We start from the raw sequence: 15250 nt of genomic DNA, 5'->3' as shown, positions 1-15250 counted from the left end.
TCTCATTCTTTCTCCACTTTCACCTTCACAGTTGCCCATACGTCCTTGAACAGGTGTATGTCAACATCATAGACCCCCACGCTCTTTATGGGATCCGGCATGTTTATGTCTTTGCTGTCCACTTCCAGCTTTAACTGCTCTTTTAGTGCATGAGCTATTTGTCTTGTAGTAACAGCCCCGTACAGCTTTCCTGTTTCGCCACCTGGTGCTTTTACTACTACTGCTTTTCCTTCTAGTTCCTTCTTTAAATCCAAAGCTTTCTGATAGCGTTCTTCCTCTTTTCTTTGCTCACGCTCTTCGCGCTTTTTCACCTGTTCAATGAGTTTTTCGTCAGCCAAGATCGCTAAGTTGTTCTTGAACAGGTAGTTACGAGCATAGCCTTCAGCAACATCAACAATTTGTCCTTTTTTTCCCGTACCTGGTAAATCTTGAAGTAAATATACTTTCACCGGTATTCACCCCTCCCTTCGTAATAACCTCATTATGCAGTCGTAAATGCCAAACAGGAAATACACCTGCGGGAAGTAAGGAAAGACAAGCCCAATTATGAACAATGCTTTGACAAATTTATTGTCTTTCTCACCTAAAAGAATCCTGCACAAGTAGAACATGCCGCAGAAAATCAAATAATACAATCCAATCACATAAAGGTTGAATCCCAAAAACGCAGTGTAGGAAGACTTAATCACCATAAGCAGAAGCGCTGCAGGAATAAACCAAACCCCCAGCGCAGGCAACCTTATCTCCTGCATGGTTGGTAAATTTGGTAAAGCCACACCCAGCCTTTGAGCAAAGGGCTTCAGTATGATGTAGTTGTAAAAAGCCAAGAGCACGCTTCCTAAAAGAATCAACGCTGGCGTCATTAAACCACTTTCCAGCGTATCTGCATACTGCTTGTAGCTTTCGGCGATGCCTTTCAAAGAAGAAGTAGCTGTGCTAGTAGCCCCAGTGGCGGTTGTGGCAGTGGTGGCAGTCATGCCTCCAGTTGCTGTGCCAGTACCCGCAAACCGGCTCTCAAGCATGGACGCAGACTGCCTCATCACATCAGCCATTTCCTTCAAAATGTTTTGGTGGAGAATGAGCTGAGATCCATAAAGTATTAGCGTTGTCACAATCACAAAGACCGCGGCCCCCAAGAGCAGGGTGCGCTCAGCACTGTAACCATGAGAGACTGCCCAGCCCAGAGCCAAGCCAATGCTTCCCAAAGAGAGCACCACACTAACAATGATTAGCGGATCTCCCGTAAGAAAGTAACTTATAAGTGCCGACACAGCCACCGTGATGGCACCGTAGCGCAGCCCGTGTTTAGCAGACACAACCAAAAATGGCAGCGGCGCAATCAAACTTATGAGGGCACCCACCACGGGAAGGTACCATCCCATGAGCACCAATATAACAGCAAGAGCGGACATAAGCCCGCTCTCCACAATAGCCTTTGTAGAATCTTGTCTCATCACACGGTACCTTTACTCAGTCATGTTCGATCATGTACGTGCATGCTGCGAGCATTATCCACCTACGTAGCCCTACCCTTACTCCTGCGCTCTCGTCTTCGTCTTCAAAACACTTTAATCTGATGGGTATCATTTACTGCATCACGTAAGGCAGCAGAGCCATTTCCCGTGCCCTTTTAATGGCTCTAGAAAGTGACCTTTGATGAAAGGCGCAAACCCCAGTTACCCTGCGAGGCAGAATTTTACCTCTGTCAGAAGTGAACCTTCTCAGGCGGTTTACGTCCTTATAATCAACTTCCCTTACGCCATCTGCGCAAAGTGGGCACAGTTTTATTCTTCTTTTTCTCTGTACTGGCATTACTTATTCACCTCCGAATAATCTTCTTCTTAATTGTGTAATTGTGCGTTGCACGAGCAATTGAGATGCGCAGCGCATCGAAGTTGTCCAAACTAAAATGGAACGTCAAAGTTTTCATCCAAGTCCACCAGATCGTCAGAATCCTGTTCCTGCAGCTTGGATTCCACTTCGTTCAAAATGTCCATGGCGTCCACATCTTCCGTGCCCTTCACACTACTTCCCGTGCTCACGCCAGTGGAACTTTGCTGAGCGTCTTTCTTGGAATCCAAAAACTGAATCGTGGAAAGGACAACTTCTGAAGTCCTTCTTCTTATACCGTTACGATCGGTGTAACTTCTAATGCGCAACCGGCCTTCAGCAAAAATTAAGCGACCCTTTCTCACATAAAGGTCCAACAAGCGCACCAAATTGTCGCTGTAGGCCACACAATCGATAAAATCAGCTGGGAGCGGAGCTCCCGATTGGTCCTTACCCGGGTTGTCAATGGCTAATGTAAAATTAGCCACTCTCTTCCCACTGGGCAAAGCTTTAATCACAGGATCGGTTGTTAACCGCCCGATCAGCAGCACTTTATTCAGCACTTCTCACTCGCCTCTAGTAATCATGAACCGGAGAATTCTCTCATCCACTTTTAAGTCCTGAGAAAATTCATCCAGGTTTTCCACAGGCAACTCAATCTGAAATACGCTGTAATAAGCCTGTGTACGCTTTTCAATGGGATAAGCTAGTCGTCTAAGACCCCAAGGGTCTAACTTAGTTACTTGCCCTTGGTACGACTGCACCTTTTCGGTAACCCAGTCGTTGCCTTCTTGGTAGCCGTTGTCATCTTCGGCCCTGTAAATAACCATGAGTTCGTACTTTCTGTTCATAAAATCCTCCCTTCGGTCATAGCAGCTTTCCCCTTCTCTTGTGAATTTGGGAAAGCAGGGTTTGTTTTTCTTTGTCCTTCATTTATGTGTTGCTAAACAATTATTTTAGCAAACAATAGTATTGTACAGCAAGAGGCACAAAAAGGCTAAGCCCTATTCCTTTCGTAAGACTGCTTAATGAGGTACATTACGTAATCCAGATCCGTATCAGTGTCAACCCTAATCTCGTAATCTCCGTTGCCCCAATGCCCTATCGTTGATACGTCGCGAGCCTTACTCATAGGATCATTGAGTTCACCCTTCCTCATATTTAAGAAAACCTTCAAACCTTTCCTCTGCACCTCCACATCGGCAAAGTTAGTTGCTGCAACAAAAGCAATGTACAACTTCGTCACCTTAACCTTGACATCACCCAGCTGCAAAATCCGTTCTTTGAGTCGTTCGTATAGCTCTTTCGTCGATTCTGAAGCCCTAGCTAAGAGGTCCTCTTCAGTATATGTTCTTACTTCCTCGGGCGCCGTTGGCCTCGCCGTGCTGCCTTCCTTAGCAATTACTTTTATAGACTCATTTGCACGGGCTGGTTCAACCTGTTCTACCAAAACTGTGTTGTTCGAGTACCTTTTTACCTTCCACAACTCAATAGGCAAATCCTTAAAGTTAATCGAGTTAATCTGGTAAGTAGTAAAATAAGGGGAAACGAAAATTACCCTGGTCTGCGACCACTCCACTTCGGTTTTTCTCAAGGACTTATCAAAAGCCTCCTGATACGCTAAGACACACTCTGCTTTGTTATTGAGCACCAAAGACAAATACGTGTAACCTTGGTCAATAACGCTGAAGTTCTCACCTTTTTTATACTCAATTACAACAAACGCTTTAGTTTCCTCGTCAAATGCTAATGTGTCGATTCTAAAGTTCTCGATGGCGAATTGACTCTTTACCAGCTCCAAACTAAACAATGTCTCAAGATTATCATCACATAGTTTCTGCAAGTCTTTCTCCAACTTGAAATCTTCTTCCTTAATGGGCTTTAGTTTTCCATCTTTTATTTCATAGAGTGGCATATAACCATCCCTCCCCCTTGCAGCCGAATACAACACTCAATGCAATATTCGGAGTTCTTTATCATATTTTAGCTTACAAAGAAAACTTGCGCTCTGGCAAAGAGGAACATGAAATGATAATATGCTTTTCAATAGAGTAAGCTGAAAGACTCGTATTCTTTAGTTTGGAAAGGAAGGCGCTTAAGATGCCTGAGAGACTGATGACCATACGCGCGCACATGCCACAGCTTAACCGGGACAGAAACGTTAGGATTTACCTTCCACCCGATTACTTTGTAAACTTGAGTAGACGCTACCCTGTATTGTACATGCATGATGGACAAAACTTATTTGAACCAAGCAAGCTGTCTGGGTTCTCGTGGGAGGTAAACCAAACCCTGGACAGGCTTTTTGAACTGGACCCCCAAAGGTATGCATTTATTGTGGTGGGCATTGACAGTAGCACTGTGGGTACGCGACGCCTTGATGAGTACTGTCCTTGGCAGTGCAGCATTTACGAGACACCCGAGAATCCTTGGAATTACACCTTGGTTGATGGTGAAGGCGACAAGTACTCAGAGTTCATCGTAGAAACTTTGAAACCGGTCATTGACAGCGAATTTAGAACCTTACCTGGCAAAGAGCACACCATGATTGCTGGAAGCTCTTTGGGCGGGCTTATTTCCCTGTATATGGGGCTCAAATACAACAACGTGTTTTCCACAGTTGGCGCTTTCTCAACAGCCCTGCTTTTTACCTATGACCGCATGGTGGAATTCATCAGTAGGCTTGATTTGCAAAGCAAAGTAAAAGTATGGCTGTATGTGGGCGGAAACGAGATAACAGATCCGCAACGTCCTGAGGAGGCACTGGCATTTCTAAGTACGAACACGAAGCTGTGTGAAGTTCTTCAAAAGAAGCTGGGACGTGAAAACGTCACCTTTGTAGTGGATAAGGATGCTACTCACAGCGAGGAATATTGGCGCATTTACTTTGAAAAGTTCATAAAATGGGCTGCGCTGAGTAGTTAACTTCTCACAAACGTGTGTGTGCGGTAACGCTCCTGCGCAACCCACCTTACATGAACTGTGTAAACCGTCACAAATGAGGCTTACCTGTGGCATTAACCTCCGTATTTGTCCTGTACAAGATCAAGCAAGCCTTTTTTATCAAGCAGTTCCATGGGAACTAAGAATGTCACCGTGGCAACGCCAGGTAAACGACCTATGCCAATGGCTCCGGTGATTGTAGCTCGGTTCAGAACCTCAGCATAGGGAATACCCAAGAACCTTGAAGCACGCATCAAACCATTATCGGTGGCTTCGTTTAGGGTAGCTCCCGTTCCCACAAAGCACAACGGATAACTTTCTTCAATCTGGTTTTGTCCCCACTGCTCAGCTAAAACATATGCAGCATCCATTTCTTCATCGGTGAAAGGTTTTGCCATGGGTGGCAGATCATCCTCGTTGGGAACTATGATAGGGCCTTCCACTGTGACGCCCTTAAGAACCTTTACCTGCACAGTGGCAATGCCTGCAACGTCAGTAGTATGGCCGGCTATTTCACCGTTACCCTGCATGGCATGCATATCGCCTAAATAAATGCCTGCGCCCTTTACTTTTACTGGTACAATGACCACAGCGCCTTTGCGGGTCATGTTAACATCCATGTGCCCATCGGTTCTGTGCTCATCCAACTGTTCTTTGGTCATGCCATACTCATGGGTTGCTCCAATAAGCAGTTGGCCAAAATCACCTGCGTTGTGAGAATCAGGGAAAGGAATGGAAGGTGTGGAACCCAGTTGTCCCAGGAATGGGCGCATTCTTGCCACAGTACCCACCAAATCATGCGGTGCCAGCACAACAACAGGATTCTGCACAGAATTTGCAGGCGTTTGCATGTAGTAGCGGGGATTCTCTCCAATGGCACGTGCAATTTCCTCGGATACGGTTATTCCAATACCTTTCTCGTGATCAAACACAATGGTGTAACCGTTCTCGAACTTGAACGCTGCCACATCAGCACCGCATACAGCACACCGTATGGCATCTGGGCCTGTACCTTCTATTCTGGTCTCGGGTCTTTCCGTGCCGCAACTGGGGCATCGTTTAGCCACAAAAGGATCCCCTTCATATCTGCCCTCAATGACCACATCCTTGCCTGACGAGGTGGCAATGGAAGTTACTTGAAGGTCTTTTATGTAAATTGCTACGCTGTCTCCCACTTCAGCCCCTTCCACATAGACGGGCTTGGTAACCTCGTGTCCGCCTTTTAGCTTGGGTGTTAACATGGGACCCCAACAACCAGGAGCCGTGTTTGCCACAATGTAACCACCATCTTGAACAAAATACTCCATTTCCTCATTGGGATCCAACACCCCTTCGGTGAATTTGTCCACAAACACCACGGGCTTAAAGTCTTTGTCTGCCATTTGTGTCTCATCTCCTCTTTTTCTTACCAAATGTTTTGAACTTGTTGTTCACAACACGTTTTTGCTGCTGTCGTCACCAAATACTACTTTTATAAGCATCTTCCCTGGCCAGCTCTTATCCTCAAGGAACAACACATGCTTCTGTTCATACAAGGCCTTGGGTTTATCCATGTCGGGCCTCTGTTTGATCAGGACATCATAGGGCGTCGTCGAAATGATGAAAGCGTCAAGAGTTACCTTGGCCGGAACTGGCGCAGTACCTGGTGGCGGAGCCAGCGTTGCAGCTTTGCTACTCCTCATTCTTTTCCGTAGCTGCTTCTCAATGGTTTTTATTCCACTGCAGCAAAACTTGATTTTCTCGTCATCCAGACCATGAGCGTGAACCAGGCCATGTGGGTCCACAAACACTATGATCTGCTCACCTGGCTTGACCAACCAAATAATGAAGTCGGGGTAAAACCCCGCCCATTCCAGCTGAAAACCAATTCCCGTTCTGGACTGGTTCCTCATCACATATGGGGTGAAGCCACCCGGTACGTCGTTTTCGCTCACGAAATGGTGCAAGTCCCTTAGAAATTTTTCCTCCCCTTCATTCAGCGGTGCCGGATGTGCCTCCCAGTCCTCATCCTGCTGTGCTTTCTTGACCAAATTATTCAGTGCTCGCTGAGAGAGCAGTGGCACGATGACCAACTCATTTAAAACCAACAAGGGATTGCTGTTATCATCGCTCTTGCCATTGTTTGTGGCATTGCCACCAACACCAGTAGGTGTGGTTGCAGCACCGTTCAGCTGCGTGTTCGTCGTCACCATTGTCGTCATGTTCATAACCAGGCTGTTCAGCCTTTGAATGGCAGTTTTGTTGTCACTGGGAACTTTGACCACGTAGTAGCTGGGCTGTTCCTCATTCACGGTGAACAAACTCAGTTGCCTACTTGTGCCAGTTGCCTCCTCCAAAGTAGCTGGTTTCATGTTTTTCGTTTTCCAATGGCGTTCTTGCTTGCTGTAGAACACATCGACGTATTTTTTCAAACCCTGAGTAACAACGCCCCGTAAATCGGCAACGTCTTTCATGGACCTTACTTCGAAGCCCGGGTAGTAAATGGTGAGGCGGTTGTCTTTCCAGATACGCTTCAAGGAATCCACGTCAAAGACCAGGTTCCAGTAACCGCGTGATGCCTTAAAGCGCAACATTTCCAAGAAAACCGCTTCCCAATCCACGTAATCGGCATATTCATCCCACAACAATGGTGACGTACTTCCCTTTCCCAATTTAACTTGACCACCTGCTATGGCTTCCGTCGTTGATGACAAATCACGTGGCCGGTAACCATCATAAGTACTTATTTGCGGCGATAAATCCAGTGTGACCGTTGTAGTACCGCTATCACCGGCCACCCCACCGTGTTCTTCATCTTCCTGTTCCTCTTCTTTTCCTCCTGCTACTGTTTCGCCATAATAGTCATCCATGATGTTTTCTTCAGCGCCCAACACCAAAACCACACATTCTTCAAACGGTTTGGATGTACTGCGAACAGGCACAACCAGTTCTTTCCATCTTTCCTGATGCCGCGCTTGAATGGGAACTAGTATTTCTTCGTAATCTACACCTTCTTTTCTTATGGCTTCAAGAAATTGTTCCAAGTAATTCGCTTTTATGCCGTAAATGAAAAGCGTTTCCAGATTGCTCAAGTCAGGGTGGCCGCTTCTTTGCAGTGTCATGTTCTTTCCCTTGATGCGCACGCCACGACCAAAAAGCTGAATGATTTGCGGACCTTGGCCACGCCCCATATTCAGAAGCCCCATAGAGGAAACACGCCACGTGTCCCATCCCTCAATGAACTTTCGCGACCCCAGAAGCACGTTAATTCGGGAATCAGTTTCCTTTATTTGTTCAAACAGGGACGACGTGATAACATCTTTTTCCAATTCAAAACCGTTGTTTTTCAATGCCCTTACAAGGCCGCTGTCCTGTCCCACATTTATGAGGCCGAAATATGGGTTTTCCCCCACGCGTAGCCCGAATTCGCCTGGAGCGTTGCTTAGCTGAACTACTCGCAGTGAACCCCGACCGTGAAAAACACGCTGCATGAGATCATCCCACAGTGCATCCAACCAATTACCGGAGCCATGTTCGCTTTCCATTTGCCGTGGTTCGATGAAATTCTTCCGAAGTTCATCGAACCGGTCGCCGAACAAATCGTTTCCCTCATCATCCAAGTAATCACCACTCAGAATGCGCCGAGCTACGTCCTTCAAGCTTCCATCCACCGCTTCACGGAAGAACCGCGTAACCAATGCCACATCAGAACTTTCGCCCTGAACTGTGGCTCCCACAAAGATCCACAGTGGTTTTTCCAGGTTGTGCAGAATAGCCAAATCCCGGTTCTTCTGGTAACTGAGAAGCTGTTGGTAAAAACTGAGTAGGTTCGCAGTGAACATGACGCGGGAATAGTCCGTCTGCGCCAATGAAGGAGCCTTTTTCACGTTCATGACCCGAAAATCTTTTCCGTAATGGTCATTGTAAAAAAACTTGTAGGAGTAGTCAAAAACAATGGACTTTGCGTATTCCTCCATGGTAGTCCAATCTTTTTCACTCAGTATTTGACCGAAAGTTGCACTGTACTCGAACGTAAAACCATTGGAACCCAAAGCGTCTCGCAAACGTGCCCAAACTCGCTCTTCGCTTCCCTTTCCCTTGTGCCCTTCGTCCACAAAGACCAAATTGCGCCCTTCAAAAGCATCCACAGGCAACGTTACTCCGCTGCCCCTTTTCTCTTCCTTCAACTTCGTAATTTCAATGACCAGTACTTGCCCAGGGATTACCGTGGATCCAGTTGCTGCAAGCAAGTTTTCGTGATACAAAGTGGCCGGTATGCCACTAATGCGCAGTTCTTCATGGTGTTGCGTGGAAAGCCCCTCATTAGGAGTTAGCAGAATTATGTTGCTTGGTTCAAATGGCTTGTAACGCATGAACTGGAGGTAATTCATGTGCATGATGAGTGTTTTCCCACTTCCGGTTGCCATCCAGAAAGCCAGCTTCTTAAGATCTTCACTGGTGAAGTTGCTTAGTTCCTTTTTGAACTTGACTTCGTTGCTGTAAGTGTGCAAAAACTCGTTCAAGTCGCTTACAAACCGGTTCGTGTCATTGGTAAGACGGTCCAGATAAATCTCAGTAACCAGTAGCGCCAAGTACTGGAAGTACTTCAACGACACATTATTTCTGCGTTTGTTTATGTAATCCACATATTCCTGAATGTTTTTGTCATAGGCCATGAGCATATCTGGTTGAATTTTTAATGTGGTGTCCAGCTCATCGATGAGCTTCCTACAAAAGTAAGTAACACCATCGGAGTCCACACCGGGTTTCGCCCTGAGGAGCACTTCTCGGACATTTTTCAAACTGGGGACACCGAGAACCTCACGCATGAAGTATTTGCTCAACACCAAGTACTTTTCCACATTGCTCACGGTAAACTCACCCCAGTTGATTCCATCAGTCGCTTGAACTCGGGCTCAATGGCCATGACGACAGCTCCGCTCACATCACTGTGAGTCAAGGTGGACTGCCCATTCACGTAAACAGTTTTCAACGTGAGGTTTTCGCCAGTAATTTCCTTAAGACTTTCCACAATGAACGTTTTGTCGGCATCGTAATCCGTCTTTTTCCAACTCTTACTGTGCCAATCACGCCAAATCACTGCTACCTTCTGCTGACTTTCTTGTTCCAAACCCAGTACAAATAAGTACTTATTGCCAATGAGCGGTGTTGCTACTGCGTCGCCAATTTCACTGACAGCTTCTCCATCGCCACCCATTGTTTTCATGACCATGCACTTCACATTAAGCCCAAGTAAGTAGTTAAACGTTTCAGGCAGGTCAATCACTAACTCCTGCGGATCACCAACTTCCTTAAGATTCACCTTAAGTTTGTAACTAAAGGGCTTACTGAGCTGTTCAATCTGCAGCAAATAAGGAGAGTTTTTCGATTCTTCGGTTAAGAAGTACTTCAGCAAGTACTCGTCCTGAAACAAACTAAGGTAGTTGTCGTTGGGACTAAGCTCCAGGTTATCCAGCACATCCTCGTACTGCTCCAGGATTTGGTATTTGAAAAAACCTCCAGCAGTTTTCTCATTGTATGTTTCTTTAACATCTTGCTCCTTGGAAATGCCGCTTTTGTCGTAAGCCAACACCTTTTTCATGCGTGGTAGCACCACTGTCCAGAAATGCTCGCCCATTTCCACACCGATCCACTTCCTGCCCAGCTTGTGAGCAACAGCAGTGGTGGTGCCAGAACCGAGGAAGAAGTCCATAACCAAGTCACCGCGGTTTGAAGTTGATTCGATGACTCGCTTGAGAAGAATCTCGGAGTTTTCAGTAGCGAAATCTGTAACAAATGAATAACCAGGAACATCAGTCCAATTTGAATCAATTTGTTTCACTTCTGTCGGCGCTAACAAGTATTCAACCTTAACATCTTCTCGATTCTTACATTCTGGACATCCTTTCCAAATACCTGAGGTATGAATGTATCCACATTTCTTGCATTTCAATCTTATTGTTTTTTCCCTTTCCATTTGTTTTATTTTTTCTTGCCCATATGTCCAGTGCCGATTATTTGGTGGACTAAGCAAATAGCCAAAAATATAAAGTGGTTGCCCCTTTCCTTGTGAATCCATGGCATGCCATCTTTCTTCTTTGTTTTTTGCCAGTTTTTTGAATAAAAGATTAAAAGGAGAACCTATTGTCTTGGAGTAAAAAAACAAAGAATCTGTTGCAGTATTAAATCGCTTAACTTTCGGGTCTTGTTTGCTTATTCTACTTATTACTATTTCGTTCCTGAAATTCTCTGCTCCAAAAATCTCGTTCATTAAAGGCCTTACAATCCAGTTGCCGTTGTAGTCGCAACGCACGAAGATGCTGCCGCGCTCACTAAGCATTTCTCGTCCAAGCCGCAGGCGGTTTTCCAACATGCTTGCCCATGTGGAATCTTTGTACTTCACATTGTAGAGAAAGTCAGCATCCTGCTCCTTGTTGAATGGCGGATCAATGTAAATGGTCTGGACTTTGGCTTTGTACTTACCCAGTAGCGTGTTCAGAGCCTGGAAGTTCTCACTCTTCACAAGCAAACCATCAAGTGCATCATCCAGTCCCACGCTTTTGCTTATTTCGGCCAACACACGCCACTTGAACTCTGAATCAAAATAAGCAGTATCCAAAGGTAGTGGCTTGTACATTTCCGGCCTAAGTGCATCGCTACCAACCCCTGCACTCCACAGCTCGCTGTCATTTGCACTTCCACCCCTGAGCAGACTTTTGCGAGTCCAACGAGTGGTCTCAGGATTCAATGCCAACATGGTGTTCCATTCACTTAGCTGCTCCTGGTTCCCAAGTACGGCTTCTTCCACGTATTTCATGAACTCAGGGTTTGTCCACTGAGCAAGCCTGTTCAGTGTGATCACGTAATCGGTTTTAATAACAAATTTCTTCTTTTCCCAAAGCCGTTTTTGGAAATCTTCAACCTGAGCCAAAAAATCGATGATGGCAGTGCCAAGTTCCTTTACCGCGCCAGCCCGGCTCAAGTGCTTATTGACCTCATTCGGCTCCAACAAAGTGCTCGTATCAAGTACCTCAGCTTTTATGAAGTAATCCAGTTGGTCATTCAGAAATGCACGCAGATTCTTGTGAATGAAGTAATCACGATTGTTCTTTGAAGTGAAACGGCGCAAGTGATAACCAAGCAGGCTCCTATTTTGTTGCTGATCACCTTCCTGCCGACGGTCCGGCCCAGCATTTCTTTGAACTGGCTCAGCTAACCAATCAGCAAGCATTTTGTCCTCTTTTGCCACAGCGTCAATGATGGCTTCCTCCAAAAGGGGGGTTAAGTTGTCCTGCTTGATTCTTACAGTGGTTCGAGCAGTACCACTACCAAGTTGAGTACCTTCGTCCTCATCATAATTTTCCTCTTCCCAGGATTCTACTTCCTCAACCTTGCCACTACTTTCATTATTAGAACTGGCATTTGACGGTTTTGCCGACAAACCCTGTATGTGCTGAAACCATGCATCGCCCTCGTAAAGTTCTCTGTAGTTGAAACGCACTACCACAGTTCTGGATTTGCCGTCTTCCCCTTTGGGTCCAGTTTCAAAGACGATCGGCTCTTCTGAGTCAAGCACGAAAAACCGGTCATTTGTGGCTTTGTTTGAACCGAGTTCTTCAGTTGCTTCACTTAATCTGAATACGATTCTTGTGTTACCAGCAACAAAGGTGTAATCGCGGAACAATGTGCCCGTCTTTGTGTAGTACTGCCCACTGTTCACCCAGTACAGCTTGATCTCCTCGCCGTTGTAGGGAATGGCGTACTTGTGCCCGCGTATGCTGTAGCGGTAACGAGGCACAAAATCCCCATCTTCGTAATACCGACTGAAAAACGTGTAAAGATCATTGTAAACCCTTGTTTTCATATCTTCCACGGCCACTGCATCAGCTTGCTGCTTGCTAAGTTGTTCGTATTCCTGGCCCAGTGGCGTGTTCCTGAATTCCTGCTTCAAGGTGCCATTGGCGTCGACAGCCTGTTCACCAAAGTTTTCCCGGATTTTCCTCCGCAATTCGGCCATACGCCTGTTTATTTCCTCCTCAGTATGAGCAGCAAAGTGCGCAAAGGCCTCATTCACACGCTGTGGCAGTCGCTCTTCAATGAACTTGTTGATTTCACGTCTGCGGAAATTCAAAATGCGGTAAATCCCGAAATCCAAATCCGATGATGCATCAATTTCAAAAAGCTGTTTCAACAAATTCTGCAGCTTTCCCAGCACTTCATTGTTTGCGCCATTACTACGCACTTTTTCATTCTTCATGGAAATTTAAGTCCCCCTTTCCACGTTACTCCTTTGTATTCCTAGTTTTTTGTTGTGCATTGTGGGATGCAAAGCATCAATGCGCTAAGCAGGTAAGTACGATTTACAAGTTCCCAAATGATCCCAAAGGGGCGAGCGTCACCTTCCAGTGGAAACAACACCACACAGTTTTGATAATCGTTAAAACTCTTGGTCTTAGAAACCCTGGAAACAGCTATTACATGAACCATGTCAGTTCCCACTTCATAGTCGGCACTTCACACTCCACATGAGTGATTTTAGCCCGCATAAGCGCGTTCAATCACCACTATTAAACTTGAACGTTAAACGCGAAAAAAAGCCATTCCAGCCACCGTCACCGAAATAGAAATCCTTTGGGGTCCACACACAAAAAAGCACATACCAGCAGCGATCAGTAAATCTCCAAGTTGTTAGCACGCAGAAACTCACCCACATCGTTAAAAGCATTAAAAAACAATGGCGTACCAGCAAAGGACAATGGCGAAACTGGACCCACTGTCATGAACGAGTACTGCCTGGACTCCAAATCGAATGAGCTGTGGGGATCGCGGAACGACTGATACAGGTTCATGGCACTTTGCGAACCACCAATGATTTCAGTCAGCGAACGAAGTTCGCTTCCCATGGAAAGCCCAAAACCAAAGAAGCTTATGCGGAGTTGCTCCACTATTTCCCGGTCCAAGCTTGACAAAGTTTGACTTATGAACATCCACCCCAGACCGTACTTTCTTGTGGTTCTCACTGCATCAATCAAAGTGCGCCTTACTGATTCACTGTTCCTGTTTTCCAGTCGGCCACTGGGTACAAAGCGATGCGCTTCATCAATGACCACCAACGTGTTCAGGCTCTTTCCTTCCTTGTAATGATTTTCTGCCTCGCGAACCAGGGCACCAAGAAAAGTACCAATGATGAGCGGTTTTATGGACTCGTTCCAACTTATTTCGCTAACCCCTTCAGCTTTCTTCGAAAGATCGATGACAACAACAGGTTTTTTCTCCGGGGTTAAAACATGGTCGTTGATGATCTGAGCAGGAGTTTTTTTTCCGCTACTCCATTTAAAAAACCGGATAACAGTGTTCCATGTTCTTTGAGTGCGTGAAAAGGTGCCTTCCTCCATTTTCTGCTTTAGCTCATCCACGTTTGAACGCACTCGGTCGTAACCAGCTTTTCCCGCGTAAATTTTCTCAGCCACTCTGTACAAGTAATCCAGAACAGGTAACAACGTTTCTTCACTCAGGTTTTGAAAGCTTACGGTGCCGCTGTCACGTAAAAAATCCTCCAAGTAATCCGCAGCGATTTCCTGGTAATCCTCATACTTTATGCCAAGGTCACTAAAAAACCCAAACTCCTTCAAGAAATGAGTAAACAAGTACCAATCCTGGAGCAAGATGTTCTCAATGTCGTAAACCACAGCTTCACGTCCTAGTTTACGCAAGACCGGCTTACAAAGAACGTTTCCCATGGATTTGATACCGGGAGCACCATCACCAAGGCCCAAAGCAAATTCCCCTTGCGGATCAAGAATGAAAATACCCATGTCGGCGTGCCTCGCATAAGCCAGTGTAATCATTTTTGCCAAAACAGATTTGCCAGAGCCTGTTCTGCCAAACACACCAATGTGATAAGCTTCACCAGCACCTGCCGGACCTGTGCCAAAATGCTTGAACCACATGGGCAGTTTCGTCTCAGAACCATAGATGCGACCCAGGTAGAAGATTTCGTTTTTGTAGCGGTTTAGAAGTAAATCCAAGATCTCGTCGTTAACCAAGTGAAGCATGGTACCAGTAGGTGGTACAGTACCCAATACGCTTGGCTCGAAACCCTTTTCACCCAACCCAAAAACCGCACTTACCATGACATCAGCCCGGTGAGTATCCTGCATGCCGCTAACTTGGTTCACGTTTCCACGCCTCCGAGCTAACGCCCTCATTGTGGGATCCTCAAGCCATTTGTTCTTAAGTATGACCTCGTTTATTTGTCCGAGACCGAAATGCTCCTTGCTATCTTGAATAAAATTGAACAAAATCATCTCGCCAACAAGTTTCTTGGAAACTGCGGTTTCTAGTATTTCCACACTGAGCGTACCGGTACTAGATGGAGAACCCAGAGTCCCCACGCGTTCGGCCCTTTGCATGAGCTTTTTTATTTGTTCCCCTTCATACTTGCCCAAATCCTTTATGCCTCCTTTCAATCCATGTTTTCACCTTATGAAAACCCCGC

The 15250-nt window shown here is 45.9% G+C and carries 11 protein-coding genes; 1 reads left to right on the top strand and 10 read right to left on the bottom strand.

Annotated elements, in window-relative coordinates; translation table 11 throughout:
* Positions 1–2: 2 nt before the first annotated feature.
* From rplI to COPRO5265_RS02840, 6 genes are all read right to left on the bottom strand, one after another.
* Positions 3–449, bottom strand: coding sequence for a 50S ribosomal protein L9 (gene rplI, locus COPRO5265_RS02865; RefSeq protein ID WP_012543954.1), 447 nt, complete (start codon positions 447–449; stop codon positions 3–5).
* 6 nt (positions 450–455) lie between these two features.
* On the bottom strand, positions 456–1454 hold the full coding sequence (locus COPRO5265_RS02860) for a DUF2232 domain-containing protein (RefSeq protein ID WP_012544493.1): 999 nt from the start codon (positions 1452–1454) through the stop codon (positions 456–458).
* Between the two features lie 133 nt (positions 1455–1587).
* Positions 1588–1812, bottom strand: coding sequence for a 30S ribosomal protein S18 (rpsR, locus tag COPRO5265_RS02855; protein ID WP_012543648.1), 225 nt, complete (start codon positions 1810–1812; stop codon positions 1588–1590).
* Positions 1813–1904: 92 nt separating this feature from the next.
* A complete protein-coding gene (locus tag COPRO5265_RS02850; RefSeq protein WP_012544406.1) occupies positions 1905–2393 on the bottom strand; it encodes a single-stranded DNA-binding protein in 489 nt (162 codons plus the stop codon).
* A gap of 3 nt (positions 2394–2396) precedes the next feature.
* Entirely contained in the window at positions 2397–2681 is a 285-nt protein-coding gene (gene rpsF / locus COPRO5265_RS02845) for a 30S ribosomal protein S6 (protein ID WP_012544154.1), read from the bottom strand.
* 146 nt (positions 2682–2827) lie between these two features.
* Positions 2828–3745 carry a DUF5655 domain-containing protein gene (locus tag COPRO5265_RS02840; RefSeq protein WP_012544791.1) on the bottom strand — a complete coding sequence of 306 codons (918 nt, stop codon included), beginning with the start codon at positions 3743–3745 and terminating at the stop codon, positions 2828–2830.
* Positions 3746–3930: 185 nt separating this feature from the next.
* Here COPRO5265_RS02840 and COPRO5265_RS02835 point away from each other — a divergent pair, with 185 nt between their 5' ends.
* The gene (locus tag COPRO5265_RS02835; RefSeq protein ID WP_012543893.1) at positions 3931–4755 is read left to right on the top strand and encodes an alpha/beta hydrolase; all 825 of its coding nucleotides are present in this window, start codon (positions 3931–3933) and stop codon (positions 4753–4755) included.
* A gap of 92 nt (positions 4756–4847) precedes the next feature.
* On the opposite strand, the gene COPRO5265_RS02830 is transcribed toward COPRO5265_RS02835, so the two are convergent.
* From COPRO5265_RS02830 to COPRO5265_RS02810, 4 genes are all read right to left on the bottom strand, one after another.
* Positions 4848–6155, bottom strand: a complete 1308-nt coding sequence (locus COPRO5265_RS02830) for an acetamidase/formamidase family protein (RefSeq protein ID WP_012544713.1) — start codon at positions 6153–6155, stop codon at positions 4848–4850.
* Between the two features lie 48 nt (positions 6156–6203).
* Positions 6204–9623, bottom strand: coding sequence for a DEAD/DEAH box helicase family protein (locus COPRO5265_RS02825; RefSeq protein WP_012543525.1), 3420 nt, complete (start codon positions 9621–9623; stop codon positions 6204–6206).
* Positions 9620–13009, bottom strand: coding sequence for a site-specific DNA-methyltransferase (locus COPRO5265_RS02820; protein WP_012544262.1), 3390 nt, complete (start codon positions 13007–13009; stop codon positions 9620–9622). Before COPRO5265_RS02820 ends, COPRO5265_RS02825 begins: the two co-directional genes overlap by 4 nt.
* A gap of 412 nt (positions 13010–13421) precedes the next feature.
* Complete coding sequence (locus tag COPRO5265_RS02810; protein ID WP_199906641.1) at positions 13422–15221, bottom strand: ATP-binding protein; 1800 nt, start codon at positions 15219–15221, stop codon at positions 13422–13424.
* Positions 15222–15250 lie beyond the last annotated feature (29 nt).

It is taken from the genome of Coprothermobacter proteolyticus DSM 5265, assembly GCF_000020945.1.
In the GTDB taxonomy this organism is placed as follows: domain Bacteria; phylum Coprothermobacterota; class Coprothermobacteria; order Coprothermobacterales; family Coprothermobacteraceae; genus Coprothermobacter; species Coprothermobacter proteolyticus.
Note: the sequence above shows the minus strand (reverse complement) of the source record. Positions and strands in the feature narration are given on the sequence as shown.